A 19,186-nucleotide genomic window follows, 5' to 3' on the forward strand; every position below is an offset into this window, starting at 1 on the left:
TATAAAATCGGGAGGCAAATCAATGAGCATTGCTGTATATGATGCTGAAATGTTTATTTTGTGACCCATTTAGAGATTGTGATGAAAATTGCGCTGAACGAAATATGGAATTTTTTAAAAATGGTCAACAGCAAGGAGCAGGGTTGGTCCTATTCGTTGTGTGCGGGCAAAGTAAAAATTGATTCCATTACTACCGAGACCATGCTCTCACTAAAGGATGATGACGCTTATGACACGGAGTTGCTCCCGTCAATTTTCACGTTCAGGGAAATTTTATGGCAGCCTGATGTCTTTACGGATGCCTCCATGAGCGTTCCTTCATTGAGAATTTTGCAGGCGTTCTGCGAAGAGGCTTGTGTAGAGATGGAAGAAACTAATAAGCAATCAAATGAGATTTATATCCCCTTGATTCGAGGCATTGGCAACTGCAGTGGCAAAGCGATGAAAGCGCTTGAAAAAGAAAAAGCAGACGTGAAGAAAATTCTTGGTGATTTCAGAACCTGTGCTTTTCCAATCATTAAGTTTTTCATTTATCACCCAAAGAATCGCATCGATTATTTTCAGGATGCTCAGAATAGACTCAACTACGCCGTGAAAATTATGCTTACTCAGTTCTATGGAAGATATACAGAACTAGAAGATCCATATTGGAGGGTTTCATTTTCAAAATCGAAACAAAAAAAAGAACCGGAATCCAAGCCGGAGGAACAATAGTTTCGCATTTCCAGTTTAGCTTGAATAATGTCTAACAAAACCCATAACGAACTGCCTGATCGGCGAAGGTTTCTGATCAAAAACCTCTTACGAGGGTTTTTATGGTTAGCGATTATAGTTGTGGGTTTCATCTACCTAAGAAAAAACTACAACTTCAGTTTGGAAACAGTACTCGGGCCTGTGTATGACCAGCCGACCATTGTGTATTTCATCTTCCTTGCCTCAGAAGTGATTTTTGGGATTATCCCGCCAGAGTTTTTCATGATTTGGTCGCTGAGAAATGAGGTGTTGATGACCTATGTAAACAATGTGGCAGCATTATCTGCCATCTCATATGCTGCTGGGATCATTGGTTTTGGAATTGGTGCTTTTTTAAAAAATACCCGATTCTACCGCATCATGAAGTACCGCGTTTTTGGCAAATTTGAAAAACACTTAAACAATTATGGCGGCTTTTTGGTCGTAGTGGCAGCGCTCACGCCTCTGCCTTTCTCAGGAATTGCCATGCTCGTAGGATCTGTGCATTACTCATTTAAAAAGTACTTATGGTTTTCGCTTTTCCGATTTCTTCGCTTTCTGGCGTATGGAATTGTGATCTGGGAGGCCAATATTTTCTAGAATCGATGACTAAAAAGAAGGGAATTTTATTGGTAAACCTAGGAACACCTGATTCAACAGCAGTTTCAGATGTCCGTAAATATCTGCGGGAGTTTTTGATGGATAAACGCGTCATCGATATTCCAGCTTTCCCAAGATTCTTATTGGTCAATGGCATCATTGCACCTTTCAGATCTCCTAAGTCTGCTGCCGAGTATCGAAAACTCTGGGACGAGCGAGGCTCCCCGCTCAAGTATTACACAGAGGATATTACTCAGCTATTGGCTAAGAAGCTCTCGGACGATTACTCCGTGAAATTTGCTATGCGCTATCAGAATCCTTCACTTTCTTCAGTGTTGGAAGAGTTTCAGAGAGAGGAGGTTGCCACGCTCCATGTCATTCCACTTTTCCCGCAATATGCTTCGGCCACAACAGGATCGGTGATTGATCGGGTAATGGAGCTGACTAAAAACTGGCAGATCATACCTGATATCAAGTTCACCTCTCAGTTTCTAGAGGAGGAGCTTTTCATTGAGACTATCTGTGATCAAGGAAAACGACTGATGGAGAAGGAGTCGTATGATCACTTCTTGTTTAGCTACCATGGCCTTCCGGAACGCCAAATTAAAAAAGGATCTTACGGAGATTACTGTCAGCTGGGAAGCTGCTGCGCTACGCTCAACGAGCACAATAGATACTGTTACAGAGCGCAATGTTTTGAGACCACCCGACTAATCACTAAAAAGTTAGGCATTGAAGAGGAAAACTATACTGTCTGTTTTCAGTCCCGTCTGGGCAAAGACCCTTGGGTACAACCGTATACGGAAGAAACATTGAAAGAGCTGGCTCAAAAAGGAATTAAGAAAGTGCTTGCATTTTCACCGGCCTTTGTTTCCGATTGCTTAGAAACTACCATAGAAGTGGGCGAAACGTATCGAGAAGATTTCATCGAAGCAGGTGGTGAGAAATGGGATTTAGTTCCGAGCCTAAATGCGGAAGATAAATGGGTAGAATGCTTGAAGGGAATAGCGATTAAGTAAATGGGAGGTGGAGGTCACATAGCCTACATGAATAGCCAGATCAAGTATTTCAATAGCTTGATAAGAAGAAAAAGATTGGCTGATAATAAGCTCCTTCAAATGCCAATAGGCAAAAACTCAAAAATTGTTTCAAAAACGTATTTAAGTGAAGATGAAAAACTTGAATTGAGTAGAAAGTATCTCGAATACTATAGAAGGGAAAGAATAAAGAGCTTGAAAATTGGACTACTTTCCATAGCTCTAACAGCTTTTTTCACAACCGCCTTGATATACTCTTTTATGGCTTTGCTTTAGTCTTTCAAAAACTCTTCCTCTTCTTCCTCATCCCACTCCAATTCAAAGCTTGATACTTTCTGATCCACACGCCGCATGTTCCAATAAAGGACGATCCAGAGCGAACAAAAGATGACGATGATACTCAGAACGAAAAGTGTTCCTCCGTCATCGTTGACGATGAAGCCAAGCTTGGTGAAATGAAGGAAATTGGCAGCACTGATGATGCTGAGTGAAATAATAGCACCAAAAATGTAATAATTAGTGAGCAAAAGGAGGGTGGCACAAGTTTCTATGCTGGCAATAAGGTATCTCCCCCAAGGCTCCCATCCGATTTGTTCAAATATCCAGACGCTTTCTTCTGCTCCACTAAACTTGAAAGGGAGTGTCTGCGCGAGAATAATAGCCACGATTATCCGAGGAATGATATGAATCAAATCTCTGGTTTCGAATGAATGAAAAATTGGCTTTATATTCATGCAGTTTCAGGTTGATAAAGCTTGGCCAGCTTCTCAACCGCATAATCCACTTCCTCTAATGTATTGTATTTACTGAAAGAAAAGCGAATCGCACCACGATTTTGATCTCTATTTAGCTCGGCCAAGACATGTGAGCCAATACTTGAGCCGCTACTGCAAGCACTGCCACCTGACGCGGATACTCCTTCAATGTCAAGGTTGAAAAGAAGCATGTCGTTATCCTCATTCGGAGGAAGGCACACATTGAGAACAGTATATAAGCTTTGATTCAGGTCATCGGATACACCATTGAAGGCGACATCATCAATGGCATTTCTTAGCTTTTCAATCATTCGCGTTTTTAATTCCTCGATGTGTTTTCTATGACCAGACATATCAGCGTAGGCGATTTCCATTGCTTTGGCAAGACCTACAATGCCGTATACATTTTCAGTTCCACCTCGCATGTTGCGCTCTTGAGCGCCACCATGGATGAACGGGTGAATTTTGTTTTCGTGATTGATATAGAGAAACCCAATGCCTTTGGGACCATGAAATTTGTGGGCTGACCCAACCGCAAAATCAAGATTCAGTTCTTGCATGTCATGGGCATAGTGAGCCATGCTCTGAACAGTATCTGAATGGAAGCATGCTCCGTGTGCTTTGCACATTTCTCCTACGCGCTCGATATCTAGCAAGTTGCCAATTTCATTGTTGGCGTGCATTAACGTAACTAGCGTATTTGGGTGGCTCTTGAGTAAGTCTTCGAGGTGGTCATAGTCGACTTGACCTTTATCATTGAGGTTGACATAGCTAACCTTTATACCTCTCTTGGCGAGCGACTCAACGGTATGCAAAACTGCATGATGCTCGATCTTACTGGTAATGATGTGCTCGATGCCTTTTTCGCTGACCGTGCATCGAATAGCTGTATTGTCAGCTTCTGTCCCACCTGAGGTAAAGAAGATTTCGGCAGGAGCAGCATTCAATAAGTCAGCGACTTTTTTACGCGAACGTTCGATGGCCGTTCGTACTTGTCTTCCATGCGCATGGATTGACGATGGATTGCCAAAATGCTCGAGCATGTAAGGCTTCATTGCCTCAAAGACGTCTATGTCTATTGCTGTGGTAGCAGCATTATCAAAATACACTTTCATAACTAGTAGATTTTAGCCGGAAATCACTTCCTTAATGTCCATTATCAGTTTTTTAGCCAAATGCTCAGCCGTACTCTGACTTTCAGACTCTGCAAAAATACGAATTATCGGCTCAGTATTTGACTTTCGCAATTGCACCCACTCTTTATCAAACTCTATTTTGACTCCATCTACCAAATTGATGGGCTGGCCTTTATATTTTTCTTTTATCGCATCAAGTACTCCATCCACATTGATGTCAGGAGTCAGCTCTATTTTATTTTTGGAAATGTGATAGTTTGGATACGTTGCGCGAAGCATTGAAGTACTCTTTCCAAAATTCGCTAAATGCGTAAGGAATAGTGCGACCCCTGCGAGCGCGTCTCTTCCATAATGTAAATCCGGAACAATTACTCCTCCATTTCCTTCTCCACCAATTACCGCTTTCGTTTCTTTCATTTTGGCAACTACATGTACCTCGCCTACGGCAGATGCATTGTATTCGCATCCATGCTTTTCAGTGATGTCTCTTAGCGCACGTGTCGAAGATAGGTTAGATACGGTATTGCCTTTCTTTTTCGAAAGCACATAGTCAGCTACTGCCACAAGCGTATATTCCTCACCAAAAGGCTCACCATTTTCACATATCAAGGCCAAACGATCCACATCAGGGTCAACTACAACACCAAGATCATAATTTCCGTTTTCGAGTTCACTGCTGATCTGCTGAAGGTTTTCAGGGAGCGGTTCCGGATTGTGAGGAAAATTGCCGGTAGGCTCACAGAAGAGTTCTTTCACCTCAACGCCCATTTGCCGAAGCAAAGGGACAATGGAAACCCCGCCGGTGCTGTTTACTGCGTCTACCACTACCTTAAATTCAGCTGCTTTAATTGCCTCAACATCGACCAACGGATGCTGCAAAATCTGCTCAATGTGATGATCGATGTAAAAATCGTTGGTAGTCAGCTTTCCAAACTTCTGCGATGGAACAAACTCAATATCTTTCGATTCAGAGTAGTCCAGTACTTTTTTACCTTCTTCTGCAGAGATAAACTCTCCTTTGTCATTGAGTAGTTTTAGCGCATTCCAGCCTGCAGGGTTATGACTTGCAGTTAGGATGATTCCACCTTGAGCTTTCTCGGCAAGAACAGCCATTTCTACGGTAGGTGTTGTGCTTAACCCAAGATCCACCACATCGATGCCCTGATTTACCAGCGTGTTGGCAACCAATTGAGTGAAAGATGTGCCGGACGGCCTTGCGTCCCTTCCGATGATGACTTTGGGTTTCTTATGGGCGTCTTTGAGCCAGGCTCCATAGCCTGCAGCAAACTTGACGACATCCAAAGGTGATAGATTATCTCCGGCTTTTCCTCCTATCGTTCCTCGTAGGCCGGATATTGATTTTATTAATGTCAAAGCGTTAGTGTTTTAAGCGGTGCGCAAATATAGATATGTAGTCAGAAGTACAAAGTATTTGCAAGAAGTCTCTAGTCAGAACTTAGCCAACACCTTGTTTACCTCTGAGTCGGGGTTTGCACAGTCTTGCCCAGGCGTAACCGTCTTACCACAAAACCCACAGGACGCACCTTCTTTATTGAGGTAAGGGTTCTGAGAAGCGCATGTCCCCTTAAATTCTCCATCTTTTTTTAGCAAAATGCGGATAGACAACCCCACAAAAAACAATGCGAATATTCCAATTCCTAATAATACTACCTGCATTCGTTCATATTTTGGTGCAAAAATAGCCAATTTGCGGCTGTAGATGGTCAACAAAGAAGACTAGATTTCAATTCCATTTAGATGTCAAAAAAACCACTTTCAGCACCAGATCCGAATCGTGCCTCCAAGCTTGAGGCGTTTGATCGACTGCTCACCATCATGGATGAGCTTCGGGAAAATTGTCCATGGGATAAAAAACAAACAATGGAGACGCTCCGACACCTGACGATCGAAGAGACCTATGAGCTTTCGGATGCCATTATTGAGAATGATCTGGAGGAAGTGAAAAATGAACTAGGAGATTTGATGCTTCACCTGGTTTTCTATGCTCGTATTGGTGATGAGAAAAAAGCTTTTGATGTATCTGATGTGTTGAATTCCGTTTGCGATAAGCTGATCAGACGCCACCCACACATTTATGGCAATGTAAATGCAGAAGATGAAGAGGCGGTCAAAGCCAATTGGGAAAAGATAAAACTGAAGGAGAAGGGCAATCAATCGGTGCTCGGTGGTGTGCCTAAATCTTTGCCTGCTTTGGTGAAGGCTATGCGTATTCAGGAGAAAGCCAGAGGTGTAGGATTCGATTGGGACAATCAGGATCAGGTGTGGGAAAAAGTGCAGGAAGAAATGCAGGAATTTCAAGCCGAAAGTGAAAAAGAAAAGCAAGCTGGAGAGTTTGGTGATTTGCTTTTTTCACTGATCAATTACGCACGCTTTGTCGACATCAATCCTGAAGATGCGCTTGAAAGAACCAACAAGAAATTTATTAAACGCTTTCAATACCTGGAGTCAGAATCGAAGAAAGACGGTAAAAGTCTCGGTGAGATGACGTTGGAAGAAATGGATGAATATTGGGAGAAAGCTAAATTGATTTGAAGATTGGGAGGTTGATTCGATTTGAAGATTCTTTCGTGTTTGATTAAGTAACTTTCATATTATGGGTGGATTTGGTGTAATGGATTTTATGGTCAAGTCCTATAGGAGTAATAGGGGTTTTCTTAAGGGAAAGAAGTCTTTGAAGAAAATTTACGAGGAGAATAACCTGCATTATATCAAAAAAAGAGTCGAGGAAAAGACCCAAGAATTTGATTCGGAGAAGAGAAGAATTTTCTTAGAAAAGTTTTATGCAAGACAGAAAAGAACCCAAAGAAGACAAGCTATTCTTTTAGCATTAATAATTGTGCTATTCACCTCAATTCTGTTTTTGATTCTTTCTTAGAGCCTTAATCAAAATGGAAAATGGAGAGGTGTGATCTTCAAATCACCAAATCCAATAATTTGCAAATCAAATCACTCCTCAAACGCCCACTCAATCTTTTCTTTCATATCCTTCACAACGATGCCTTCTGCCTTTAGCTCTGCTCGTAATTTATCTACACGCTCAAAGTCCCGGTTAAACTTCGCGTCTTTGTATTCTCCAAGGATTGTATCGATCAAGGATTTGTAGTCCACATCAGCTTCTACCTTCAGTCCCAGTACATCTTCTGCAAATCCAAGGAAAGTCTCTTTCATCCGCTTGAAAAGCTCTTCACCAATTTCTCCGAATTTTAATTGTCCAGTGTGCAGGGAATTAATCTTCTTTACCAAATTGAACAAGTGGCCGATGGTTAACGCGGTATTGAAATCGTCATTCATGGCATAGTAGAGATTGTCAAGCATCTTGCTGATTTGCTCCACCTGTTTTTCATTCAGCTCACCATCATCCTGCAGCCACTCCATCTCCTGCATTATACGCATGCCATTGGCCAGGCGCACATACCCTTTTCTGGCAGCTTCCAAGGCGTCGTTGGAAAAGTCGAGTGTACTTGCATAATGAGACTGCATCATGAAGAAACGAACGGTCATTGGGCTATATCCGCGAGACAATAGTTCATGCTCACCACTCATGAGTTCTCGCGGAAGGAAAGAGTTTCCAAGAGACTTACTCATCTTCTGACCATTTACTGTGAGCATGTTGGTGTGTAGCCAATACTTAGCTCCGCCATGTCCGTGTGTCCCGGCATTCTGCGCAATCTCACATTCATGATGAGGAAATTTAAGGTCCATTCCACCGCCGTGAATGTCAAACTCTTCACCCAAATATTTTGTGCTCATCACGGAGCATTCGAGGTGCCAACCAGGAAATCCATCACTCCAATCAGTTTTCCATCGCATGATGTGTTCTGGCGAGGCCTTTTTCCACAGGGCAAAGTCTAGCGGGCTTTTTTTATCACTCCCGCCATCCAGGTCACGGGTCTCGGAGAGTAAGTCCTCAATTTTTCTCCCACTAAGTATGCCGTAAGAATTGTCATTTTCCTTATGGTACTTCTCTACGTCAAAATAAACGGACCCATTCGACTCATAGGCGAACCCATTGTCAATGAGCTTTTGGGTCATTTCTATCTGTTCCATCAAATGCCCAATCGCAGAAGGCTCAATATCTGGAGGGATTGCATTAAATGAATGCATGACATCATGAAAATCATTGGCATATAGCTGCACAATTTCCATCGGCTCAAGTTGATCCAATTTTGCTTTCTTGGATATCTTGTCTTCCCCAGTGTCAGAGAGATGCCCTACATCGGTGATATTTCGTACATATCGTACTTTGTATCCGATAAATTGAAGATACCTGTATACGACATCAAAGCTCAAAAATGTGCGCACGTTTCCCAGGTGAACATTGCTATAAACCGTTGGTCCGCATACATACATGCCTACATGAGGCGGGTTTAATGCCTTAAAATCTTCCTTCTGTCGAGTGAGGGAATTAAAAACCTTGAGTTTTCCTATCATGAGCCTGTTTTCTGTGTCGCAAAGAAAGGTATTTATCGAAAATTTAACGCTCTGGTTGGTGAATCCTTTTTTACTGCAAAAAAATCCTGTTTTACTTCAATTGAATTTTTACCATTTCCTGATTAAATGCGTAGGTTAGTGGTGAGATTAATCGCCACGATGAAAAACGTACCCGCCTGTATATTTTTTTCATTGATTATTCATGTTTGCAGTGCGCAAAACATAAGTAATCTGATTGCCCAAGCTGAGCAAAACTTGGAACAAAATCACTGGGAGCAGGCCACCAATAATTTCAATTCCATAATTGAAAATTACGTTGATGATCTGACTTATCATCAACGAGCTAAAATCTACAATAACCTTGGTTATCTAAACCTCAATCTGCTTGATGCTTTTGAAGCGGAACGCAACCTCAACCTATCCATATTGTACCATGAAGAAGCCGGTATTCCTAATCAAAAGGACTATGCGATGGCGCTACTCAATATGGGTATCCTCTATACAGATCAGGTGGAATTCGATTTAGCAAGACGCTATATACAAAAGTCACTGGATATTTTAGGAGAGATCCCAGGCCCAAAAACTGATTTTTGGATTGCTCGAGCTAAAATGGCCATGCTCTATGAAGAAGCCGGGTCGTACACTCTTGCTTTGAGCATTTACAACAATTGCTATGATCAATTGGTAGCTAGCGGAAATGACCTTTCTCCGGATTTTGCTGAGATATGTATGCACAAAGGACGAATCCTTATTTTGAATGGAGATCCAACCGAAGGAGAAAAATTCATCAACCTTAGTTCCACCATCTATGAATCATTGGGAGCACAATATGCCGTAGAGCGTGCAGAGTCTTTGGAGCACTTGGCGATCTTTTATGAACGTATGGGGAGGTTCGATGAAGCAGAAAGTACGCTACTTGAGGTATTAAGACTGAAGAGAAGTATCCCGGATGAAGCAGATATCCTCATAATAGAAACGCTCAATGACTTGGGGATTATGTATCATCAAATGGGAGAGACAAGAAAGGCAAGTCAAATGTTTCAAGAGGTGATCATCGAGAGTGAAGAAAATGTGGGAACCGATCACCCTTTTTATGCGACTGCAAAAAACAACCTGGGGACATTGGCACTTTCTTCTGGTGATATTGAAGGAGCTCGTGATCTATTCGTAGATGCATTGGCTACCTATAAAGTCAAGTTCGGTGTAAATCATCCGTACTATGCCAACACACTAAACAATCTGGCCAGGGTTGAAAGAAAGCTGGGAAACAATGCTCAAGCTGAAAAATATTACATGGAAGTATTGGGAATTGATGAAAAAATCTACGGTAAGAATCATCCCAATTATGCTACCACACTTATTAATGTAGCAGTTCTATATAGCTCTTTGGGTAGAGAACAAGAAGCAGATCGTTTTTACAGAGAGGCTGTAACCATTAGAGAGCGAGTGTTGGGTGTAAATCATCCTAGCTATGCAAGCGCACTTGAGTATATGGGAATGCATAGTCTCGCAATAAATAGTAATATCGAGGCGGAAAGTTTTTTTAGAAAATCCATTGAAGTTCAGATAGGACAAATTGGCACTTTGTTTCCTATCATGACTGAAGGAGATCGGGAAATATTTTATGAAAGAATCAAGTCGAATATCGATAGATACAATTATGTAGCCTCGCAGCTATTGGAGGATAACCCTGAGTTAGTTAAGAATATTTTCGACTTTCAAATCAAGACCAAAGGTTTCTTGTTTAACCCTTCAAAAAACATTCAAGACCATGTGAATGAAAGTCAGGATTTTGAACTGAAAGAAAAATACAGAAAGTGGCGGTCGGACAAAAGGTTACTAGCAAGTTACTATCAGATGGGAGTTCAGGAATTGAATGAACAAAATGTCAACCTGGAATATGAAGAGTCGAGAATAGATCAACTTGAAAAAGAACTGGAACAGAAGCTGCCTAATTTTGAAGAGTCGCTCCACAAAGTTGACAAAAACTGGAGAAGCGTTCAGGAGTATGTCAAACCAGGGGGAGCAATCGTAAAGCTCATTCGTGTAAGAGAGTTTAAATCATTAACCCAATCGGTTGGGACACTCTTTGGGTTCACAGATAACACGAGGTATTTGGCCATAATCTTTCAGTACGGACAACCGGAGCCTAGCTATGTGTTCCTTGGAGCAGAAAATGAAACGGAAGAGCAACATTCGGAACGCCTTGAAAATACGGTTTCAAATGATGAGGGTAAGAATTTAACGTATGATTTATTTTGGAAGCCAATAGATGATCAGCTAAAAAATGTGAGCTCGATCTTGGTAGTTCCAGATGGAATTTTCTATAAAACCAATCCCAATACCCTTACGACACCAAATGGGGATAATCTGATAGACAAGTATTACGTTTCTTACCTTACAACATCAAAGGATCTTTTTAGACCTGAAATGGAGATTTTCAACAGAAAATCATATTTGTTTGGCAATCCAACATATAATCAAGAAGAAAGCGATAACAGACTAAGTCTGGTGAGTATGCCGGAGTCTGAAAACGAAATAAGAGGAATAGAAAACGTATTGAGCGAAGACTGGCATGTAAAATCGCACCTAAGGGCAGATGCCAATGAGCTCAAGATAAGATCTGCCTATAATCCGACCGTTTTGCATATCGATTCACATACGTTTTTCAATGATCAATACAATTTTATAGCAAACCATAGCCCCATCGACAATCCACTTTTTAGGTCAGGGATTTATTTGGCTGGAGCATCAGAAACCTTTTCAAGATTTATGAAAGGTATCCGTACGATTCCTGAGAATGATGGAATCCTTACAGCGTATGAAGCAATGAATTTAGATTTAAGTAAAACACAACTGGTTGTTTTACCGTCTTGTGAGTTTGGGTCCGAGGATGCAGAAAATAGTGATGGTATCTATGGCCTCCAGCGAGCTTTTATAGTAGCTGGAGCTAGAAATATTATAACAAGTCTATCTAAAATAGATGATAAAATATCAAGCGAATTGATGATCTTGTTTTATCAAAAGCTTAATGAAACCAATAAAGTGAAGGAATCACTTAAATATGCTCAGTTTGAAATAAGAAAAAAATATAGTGATCCAAAAGTATGGGGAGCGTTTATTTTAACTGGTAACGGGTAATAAATTTTTTGAAGTTATGAGGAAGACATTCTTTCTATTAGGATTTTTAATCACATGTTTTGCAACAGCGCAAACGAACAATGTGGCTGTACGCAACATCTTGACAGTAGGTGACGATTATTTTAAAAATGATCAGTACATGAGTGCAATAAGGTACTATAAAGAAGCACTGCTTGAGAGCCCGACCAACATTAAGGCTCAGTACCAACTTGCAGAGTGCTATCGCCTAATTCAGGACTATGAAAGTGCAGAGTATCATTATGAAGCGATAGGTGCAAGTCAGGATGTTAGATATCCTCTTGCAGGCTTTTACTACGCAACAATGCAGAAGTTGAAGGGACGATACGATCAAGCGCTTCAAAATTTTAAATCATTTCGAAAGTTTTTGGTTGCTAATGAACTTCATGAATCAGAAAAATACAGATCATATTATAAGCAAGCGAAGATTGAGATAGACGGGTGCCAGTTAGCATTGAACCAAATTACCCTCGTTCACCCTGATCATAGATTTGCTCCTCTCACAGCCCCTTTGAATTCTGAGTACAATGATTATGCTGCTTTCAGTGTAGGTACAGATTCTATCGTTTGCCTTACAAGTGCAAGGAGCAGCGGTAAAGGAAGTTTGGTAGACAACCAGTTTGGAGAGTCTTTCGCCGACCTATTCAGGTTTACCAGAGAAAATGGAGAATGGAAAGAAGTGGATCAAGGAGATCGATTTGAAAAAATGATTAACACAAAATATGGTGATGGATCAGGATCTTTTAATCTCGAACGAAACAAGTTTTACTATACCAACTGTGATGAAGACCTTGGGGACGTTTGTCATATTTATATGTCTCAATTGATTGGTGGTAGATGGAGTGAGCCAAAGTCGCTTAATTTCAACATCAATGAATATGGATTTAATTCAAAACATCCAAACCTAACCCCTGGAGGAGACACACTCTTTTTTGTCTCTGATAGAGAAGGGGGACTGGGACTTCTGGATATATACATGAGTATAAATGCTGGAGATGAAAATTGGGGACCACCAACTCATTTGGGAGATCAAATAAACACACCATTTAATGAGGTTTCGCCGTTTTATGATCCGCATGAAAGGGTTTTATTCTTTGCCTCAAATGGACACAGAGGGTTTGGTGGATTCGATATCTACATTGCTCGAGGAACAAAGTTTGAGACTGCTGAAATTTACAATGCAGGAATACCATTCAATTCATACAAAGATGATATTTTCTTTTTCATGGGCAGAACAAAAGGATACTTGTCTTCAAATAGAGAAGATGGTATTGGAAAGTTTGATATCTATGGATTCAATGTCCGATCAAAAAGCGACATAATTTCAGAGGTTTCAAACGAGGGGACAATTGCTGGGCGAAATTCGCTATTTACCGACGACTATAATTTCGATAGCAGTGAGACTGAAATAATAAATCAGATCATTTCTAGGATGCTTTCATCTTCTGTTTCAGAAGTGGACCTAATTCTAACGGACAGACAACTTGCGGTATACAAATCGTTAAGCGAAGACGACAAGGAGAGAATAGATAAAATCGTGAATGCTAGAGTGCGTAAGATGACCAGCAATATGATTAGGTCTATACGTACGGAAGATGACTATTACTATCAACAGCTAAGCAACGATAAAAGGAGAAAAGTTGACAATATAGTATCGACCTACCTGGAGCAGCAGGGTATGGGTAACAGCGTGAACCTGGAAGATGATGTGTTTAGTTTTTACAGCGGCGTAAGTACGGATGAACGTGAAAAGATTGATATTTTAATTTCTGATCGGTTGAGAAATGCTCAGCAGTTCAAACCGGCTACCCCAACATACAATTCCTTTGATTCGAAAGAGCAAAAAAGCCTTGATGGTATAGCAATTAAATACCTGAGGGAAAAAAGAAACTTAGGAAGCATATCACTTGATATGAATGAAAAGGTATTTATGCGGGATAACAATGAATCAGTTGAGGATGTGAATGCAGCGATTAGAGAAAGACTTATCGGTCTGAGCAATGAAGAAAAATATCGCCTGTTAAAAGAAGATCGTGACTTCTATGAAGCACTCAATGATGAAGATAAGGAGAAGTTGAAATCCATCGCAACAACATTCATGACATCCGATCTAACCAATTTTGATCAAAACGTAAGTAACGCGGATTTAGACGTTTACAAGAACAAGAATTCTAAGGATAAGAGCATTCTTGATAAACTGTTATTAAAGCAGATATCAAACCTTGCGAATTCAAGTATTTACCTGACAGAAACAACATTCTCTCAGACAGAACTTCAAGCAGCTTTAAGCGATACCCCTGAAGAAACGGTAAATAAGCTTTTGGAAATGAAGCCAGAGCTTAATGAGCTACAGAAAAAAGCTGTCCAGCGATTTGTGAAGACTGCTTATGACTCTTATCTAAGTGAAGCTAAACCTATATTTTTCAATTCTACACCAAAAGTTGTGACTACAGCAACGGCGCCAGTAGAAGGGGCTGATCCCAGCGCACGTTTGACGAATAGCGATATCAATCAGTATGAGCAGCTAAGTGAAAGTAGAAAGCGAGTTATTGATAATGTAATTGCGCTTGATTACCTGGTGAGTGAGTATTCGGAAAGAACTGTCAAGTTAAGCGATCAGCAGAAACTGACGAAGATAACAGGCCAGGAGAAAGTGCATATCGCGGCATTGGCAAAGCAAGTTTCTGGTCAAGAAATTAAATCGAGTGAGCAATCATTTATACGCAATGCATTCACCTATTACAACAACCTGTCGCAAGATCGAAAGGCCTTTGTAAGCAGAGTTGTTCTTGATAAGGGTCTTCCAAAACGCAATGGTAAGTATGTTCTTCCTGAAGCTGATGCGCGAGCAAGAGTAACGCTTTCAGCTAGCGAAAATGATTTGTTAGAAAGAATCAAAAAGTTCAGGTTTAACAATGATAGGATTCTCACCGAGAATCTGGCATTAGATGCAAAAGATGTGGATGAAGCACCTGTGGATATTATTGCAATGGCAGCAGGGACTAATCTGGACGAAGAAGAAGCCGGAAGCCAAAAGCTTATGGGCGCAGAGGACATCTTAGCCTCTGAAGAGCTGGATGAAATTAAAATTACACTTCCAATAAATAAGATAGACGGTTATGATGAAATCACTATTACTGGTAAACTCTTAGGTGCTACAACAGGTACGCCGCTTTCATCTTATGCCATAACTCTTATTGAGTTCGACAATACAAAAACGGTAATAGAAGGATATACAGATTCAGCAGGAAAGTTTGAATTCAAAGTCTCACCTGCCAAATACGATTTGACCTTCAAAAAAGGTACAGACGCTGAGTCCGTAGTTCTTGAGGATTTTAATGTTGATGGAAGAAGAGAGAAGGAAGCGGGCATTTTCACAAATGCAACCCGAGCTTTCTTTGATGTAAATTCATCAGACTTGCGACCGGAAGTAAAAATTCTGTTGGATGAGGTAATCGTCGCGTATCGGGAGAGTGGGGAAAAAATAGAAATAGAATCTCACACAGATGATACGGGAACCCCAGAACTTAATCTTGCCTTGAGTAAGGATAGAGGATATTCGGCAAGGGATTATTTGATTCAAAAGGGAATTGATCAGTCAAGGATATCCGTAATCTGGCACGGATCTGAAAAGCCAATAGCTGATAATGGTAACCCATATGGACGACAATTGAATCGACGTTTGGATGTAAGACTCATAGGCAAGAGAAGAGAGTCTTTTGGAAACTTCTATTTGATTAGGCCTGGTGTGACTGTTACAAAACTCTCTGGAAGCATGGGTGTTCCGGCGGAAAGAATTAGAAGCCTGAATGGACTTGGAAGTAGCGATTTTTCAGCATACCAACCAATAAGGTTGAAGAAAGATGGCGAAATCGAACCGGATTATAATCTTGTAGTACCTGCAGACATAAAAAGCGGTAGCGACTTTGTGTATACAGTTCAAGCGGGAGATAACCTTCAAATAGTTTCTAAGAAATTCAATGTTCCTGAGGAATTAATCATGGAGCAAAATGGCCTAAGCTCTACCGCACTTGAGCCAGGCTCCAGGTTGATCATTTATCCTAAGAATTAGAATAATGGATTGGAGATTTTTCTAGCTCCCAGGTTTTTAGAAAGAGAATATTGAATCGAAATCTCGAATGAGTTTTGAGCCAGATCTATTCCTTTCTGTGGGACAAATAAGGTACTATTCATGTCGTAGCTTACCCGAACCGTAAGTGAATTCACTTTTACTCCGCCCATGAAAATGAAGGAGTCTCGCAATCTGTACCAAGCACCAAAGAGCAATTGTGAGCCTCTGGCTCTATATCGATCAGCATTTGGTACATAAGCCATGTTCAACCCGGCGTTAAACTGCTGATTTTGGCGTATATATAAATACAAGAGACTAGGAGTTATAAACATTTTTCGCACCTTAAACTCAATTCCACCATTGTATTTCAAAAGGATGGGAGGAGTATTTTCAGAACTGATAGTAAACGAAGTATTTGGCCTATTTAAGTTCGTCGCAGACATCCCGACGAACGCACTGTACTTATGGAGTAAGTAGTTCCTCTCTGGGTTGTAATAATACATGATCCCTGCGTTTACCACTACATTTTGCTGTTGCTCATTAAACTCCGTAACCGGCAGGGGCAAGGTATTGTCAAAGCCATAAAAAGCATTGTATTGTGACCCCCATGTAAGATTGCTGAAATTTAACTTACGCATCTCGAGTCCGGCTTGCACTCCAATGGAGATTAGGTATGAAGTTAACAGGCCAAATTTTAGATTATGGGCATAGTTGACAAATACAGAGTTACGTTCATAAATGCCTTGAAAGCCACTTTTTTCATTAAATGCCATGATACCTGCACCACCCAAAGATTGCTCGAGACTTCCTTTTGGCTTTATTGGAAAAATGAAAGAAACCTGAGTCAGCTCATTTAAAACATCAACACTTTGAAGCTGACGTTTATGATTCATGTGCACAGACGGATCATTATATATTCCACTGAATGCAGGATTTAAGTAAAGAGAGGCAGCATAATACTGTGAAAATTGAGCGTCTTGACCAACTACTTTGGTAGTCAATACTAGGAGCAATATGGTTATGATCTTCTTCATTTTACTAGATAAAAAGCTCCTTTCTGCTGCACTGGCAACCCTGTTTCAAATTGAAGTTTTACAGTATAATAATAAACTCCCGCAGGTTCTGCGGCTCCTGTTTTTTGATTTTGACCATTCCACCCATTTTGATTTGCTTCTTCAAATGAACTTGTAGCGTATACAACCACTCCATATCTGTTGTAAATCTGTAGGTCAAATCCCTCATCCGATATCCGTTCCCCAAATATTCTGAACGTCCGATTTTTCGGGTCACTAGCTTGAGGTGAAAATGCTTCTGGAATGAAATACAAACCTTCACTTGGCACTCTTGGAGCAAGCCCCATAGCCAAATAAAGCTTTTGACCCAAGGTAGGTTGCAGCGTTAACTCACTAACAATCGTTCCATAGGTAAGAGAATCGGAATCATTAATGGATTCTACACCAAGCGACCTGTAGGTGCCTGCTGGATCAGTTGCGTAGGCAATAACAGGAGAGTTTACGCGATGACGAATATTATTTGGCACCCTAAAATCATTTAAATCTTCCTCACTGAATTCCAATTCAACTTTGGTTGGATCAGTAGCCCCATTGAGAAGCTCCAGTTCCCAGAGTCCACGATGCGAAACCCCCAATAAGCTATCACCAGGAATAGGATCAACAGAATTTCCACGTAGGAAACTTGCTGCAATTTCCGTATTTAATCCAAATACACTTAATAGTGTAATTGGAGCATATAAGCCATCTCGGCCGACAGGAAATGTCTTAATACCACTGCCTTTTGCAATGAGAGTCCCATCAAAATACGAAGAATTAGATCCTCCTATTATTTTGGCGGTTGGCTCTAAAACAAATCGCGTGTCTTCTCCAGTTTTAATATTACCAAATTGGAGCTCCAACCTATCTAAAACAATGTACTGACTGCCAGGGAAATTTACCTCTCCTCCCTGGTTAACTACAATTTCGCTTACAGTCAGCTGGGGAGGACTTATCATTTGATTAGACCCACCAAGAAACTGAAGAGTTCCCGTGAGCCCATTGAAATTCGCATTAGAAACCCAATTCCCATATAATGAAAGCGTTCCCCTGTTTTGAATCACGCCATTGTTTTCGAGATCACCCCCCACTTCAAGATTTGCACCTTCCGAAATATGGACAAGTCCATTTGTGGGAATCCATAGTTGTCCCAGGGCTATGCAAGGGACTAAACCGAATATGTAGATCAGTTTTCTCATTTGTCCTCGCTTTTAGCTGTTTTATCGCCCATTAGCATTTTCTTGATCAGATCAAGGTCGCTCTTCATTTCCTTATTATCTGCATCCAACTCTGATAGTCTTGCTTCTTGAGTTGCTACTTTCTGATTCAAAGAGCTGATTTCCAGTTGTTGTTCTTTGATTGCCTGAATGAGTACTGGAATCAAGCCTTGGTAATTCACCATCTTATACCCTCTCTCGTCAACAACTACTAATTCGGGAAATACTTTTTCAAGTTCCTGAGCAATTACTCCTATTTGCTTTTTCTTATCAGTATCTGCTTTGTAGTTATAATTATATCCGCCAAGCCCATCTAGTTTAGTTAGTGTATTTTGAAGGAGCGCAATGTTCTCTTTTAACCTTCTATCAGATGATGTAACGGTACCATCTCCATTTATAATAGACACAGAGCCATCACCTAAGGAACTTACCTTCAATGAAGTAACTGTCGTGGCTCCAGCTCCAAGTGTTCCGGATGTAGAAATATTTTGAGAGCCAAAGTTTGGAGATATTTTGGTTCCGGCGATAGCCGCAGCAGCGTTGATGTCAGAGTTAGCGATGGTGCCATCGGTAATATTTTCAGTGTTGACTGCATCATCAGCAAGCTGAGCATTTGTTACCGCATCAGCTGCTAGCTTCCCAGTGGTGACGTTCAGGTTGGCAATATCAGTGGTTTGTACTTGTCCGTCGGCAATGTTCTCGGTGTTGACTGCATCATCAGCAAGCTGAGCATTTGTTACCGCATCAGCTGCTAGCTTCCCAGTGGTAACGTTCAGGTTGGCGATATCAGTGGTTTGTACTTGTCCGTCGGCAATGTTCTCGGTGTTGATGGCATCATCAGCTACCAGGGTATTATCGATAGCATCGAGTGCGATATCCGCCGTAGCGATAGTTGCATCGGTGATGTTCTCGGTGTTGACTGCATCATCGGCAAGCTTGGCGTTTGTTACCGCATCAGCTGCGAGTTCATCGGTGTT

15 protein-coding genes are annotated in these 19,186 nt (G+C 41.0%); 7 read left to right on the plus strand and 8 right to left on the minus strand.

Annotated elements, in window-relative coordinates; all coding sequences use genetic code 11:
- The first annotated feature begins 81 nt into the window (after positions 1-81).
- Genes ABJF57_RS05360 through ABJF57_RS05375 form a run of 4 tightly spaced genes read left to right on the plus strand, consistent with a single transcriptional unit; the run spans position 82 to position 2,645 of the window.
- Positions 82-714: a hypothetical protein gene (locus ABJF57_RS05360; protein WP_462236030.1), complete on the plus strand. Its 633-nt coding sequence runs from the start codon at positions 82-84 to the stop codon at positions 712-714.
- Between the two features lie 27 nt (positions 715-741).
- Positions 742-1,332 carry an SNARE-associated domain-containing protein gene (locus tag ABJF57_RS05365; protein WP_462230455.1) on the plus strand — a complete coding sequence of 197 codons (591 nt, stop codon included), beginning with the start codon at positions 742-744 and terminating at the stop codon, positions 1,330-1,332.
- Positions 1,333-1,337: 5 nt separating this feature from the next.
- Positions 1,338-2,351, plus strand: coding sequence for a ferrochelatase (hemH, locus tag ABJF57_RS05370; protein ID WP_462230453.1), 1,014 nt, complete (start codon positions 1,338-1,340; stop codon positions 2,349-2,351).
- Positions 2,352-2,645 (plus strand): hypothetical protein, encoded by a 294-nt coding sequence (locus tag ABJF57_RS05375; RefSeq protein ID WP_462236032.1) that lies wholly within the window; start codon positions 2,352-2,354, stop codon positions 2,643-2,645.
- Here ABJF57_RS05375 and ABJF57_RS05380 read toward each other — a convergent pair.
- From ABJF57_RS05380 to ABJF57_RS05395, 4 genes are all read right to left on the minus strand, one after another.
- Positions 2,642-3,103 (minus strand): DoxX family protein, encoded by a 462-nt coding sequence (locus ABJF57_RS05380; protein ID WP_462230449.1) that lies wholly within the window; start codon positions 3,101-3,103, stop codon positions 2,642-2,644. The genes ABJF57_RS05375 and ABJF57_RS05380 overlap by 4 nt on opposite strands.
- Complete coding sequence (locus ABJF57_RS05385) at positions 3,100-4,239, minus strand: cysteine desulfurase family protein (RefSeq protein ID WP_462230447.1); 1,140 nt, start codon at positions 4,237-4,239, stop codon at positions 3,100-3,102. Before ABJF57_RS05385 ends, ABJF57_RS05380 begins: the two co-directional genes overlap by 4 nt.
- 12 nt (positions 4,240-4,251) lie before the next feature.
- Positions 4,252-5,634 carry a phosphoglucosamine mutase gene (glmM, locus tag ABJF57_RS05390; RefSeq protein ID WP_462230445.1) on the minus strand — a complete coding sequence of 461 codons (1,383 nt, stop codon included), beginning with the start codon at positions 5,632-5,634 and terminating at the stop codon, positions 4,252-4,254.
- 75 nt (positions 5,635-5,709) lie between these two features.
- Entirely contained in the window at positions 5,710-5,937 is a 228-nt protein-coding gene (locus ABJF57_RS05395) for a hypothetical protein (protein ID WP_462230443.1), read from the minus strand.
- Between the two features lie 81 nt (positions 5,938-6,018).
- Between ABJF57_RS05395 and mazG the strand changes: the two genes are divergently transcribed.
- Complete coding sequence (gene mazG / locus ABJF57_RS05400) at positions 6,019-6,813, plus strand: nucleoside triphosphate pyrophosphohydrolase (protein WP_462230441.1); 795 nt, start codon at positions 6,019-6,021, stop codon at positions 6,811-6,813.
- A gap of 414 nt (positions 6,814-7,227) precedes the next feature.
- Here mazG and cysS read toward each other — a convergent pair whose 3' ends face one another.
- Positions 7,228-8,712: a cysteine--tRNA ligase gene (gene cysS, locus ABJF57_RS05405; protein ID WP_462230439.1), complete on the minus strand. Its 1,485-nt coding sequence runs from the start codon at positions 8,710-8,712 to the stop codon at positions 7,228-7,230.
- Positions 8,713-8,871: 159 nt separating this feature from the next.
- On the opposite strand from cysS, the gene ABJF57_RS05410 reads away from it, so the two are divergent.
- Positions 8,872-11,853: a CHAT domain-containing protein gene (locus ABJF57_RS05410; RefSeq protein ID WP_462230437.1), complete on the plus strand. Its 2,982-nt coding sequence runs from the start codon at positions 8,872-8,874 to the stop codon at positions 11,851-11,853.
- 16 nt (positions 11,854-11,869) lie between these two features.
- Complete coding sequence (locus tag ABJF57_RS05415; RefSeq protein ID WP_462230435.1) at positions 11,870-15,943, plus strand: OmpA family protein; 4,074 nt, start codon at positions 11,870-11,872, stop codon at positions 15,941-15,943.
- On the opposite strand, the gene ABJF57_RS05420 is transcribed toward ABJF57_RS05415, so the two are convergent.
- The 3 genes from ABJF57_RS05420 to ABJF57_RS05430 all read right to left on the minus strand — a co-directional run.
- Positions 15,940-16,977 (minus strand): PorP/SprF family type IX secretion system membrane protein, encoded by a 1,038-nt coding sequence (locus ABJF57_RS05420; protein ID WP_462230433.1) that lies wholly within the window; start codon positions 16,975-16,977, stop codon positions 15,940-15,942. The genes ABJF57_RS05415 and ABJF57_RS05420 overlap by 4 nt on opposite strands.
- Positions 16,974-18,191 carry a T9SS type B sorting domain-containing protein gene (locus tag ABJF57_RS05425; RefSeq protein WP_462230431.1) on the minus strand — a complete coding sequence of 406 codons (1,218 nt, stop codon included), beginning with the start codon at positions 18,189-18,191 and terminating at the stop codon, positions 16,974-16,976. The genes ABJF57_RS05420 and ABJF57_RS05425 overlap by 4 nt, the downstream gene beginning before the upstream one ends.
- Positions 18,188-19,186: tail fiber domain-containing protein (locus tag ABJF57_RS05430; protein WP_462260554.1), on the minus strand; the 999-nt coding region annotated here is incomplete at its 5' end. The genes ABJF57_RS05430 and ABJF57_RS05425, both read right to left, overlap by 4 nt.

Source organism: Ekhidna sp., assembly GCF_039940915.1.
GTDB lineage: Bacteria > Bacteroidota > Bacteroidia > Cytophagales > Cyclobacteriaceae > Ekhidna.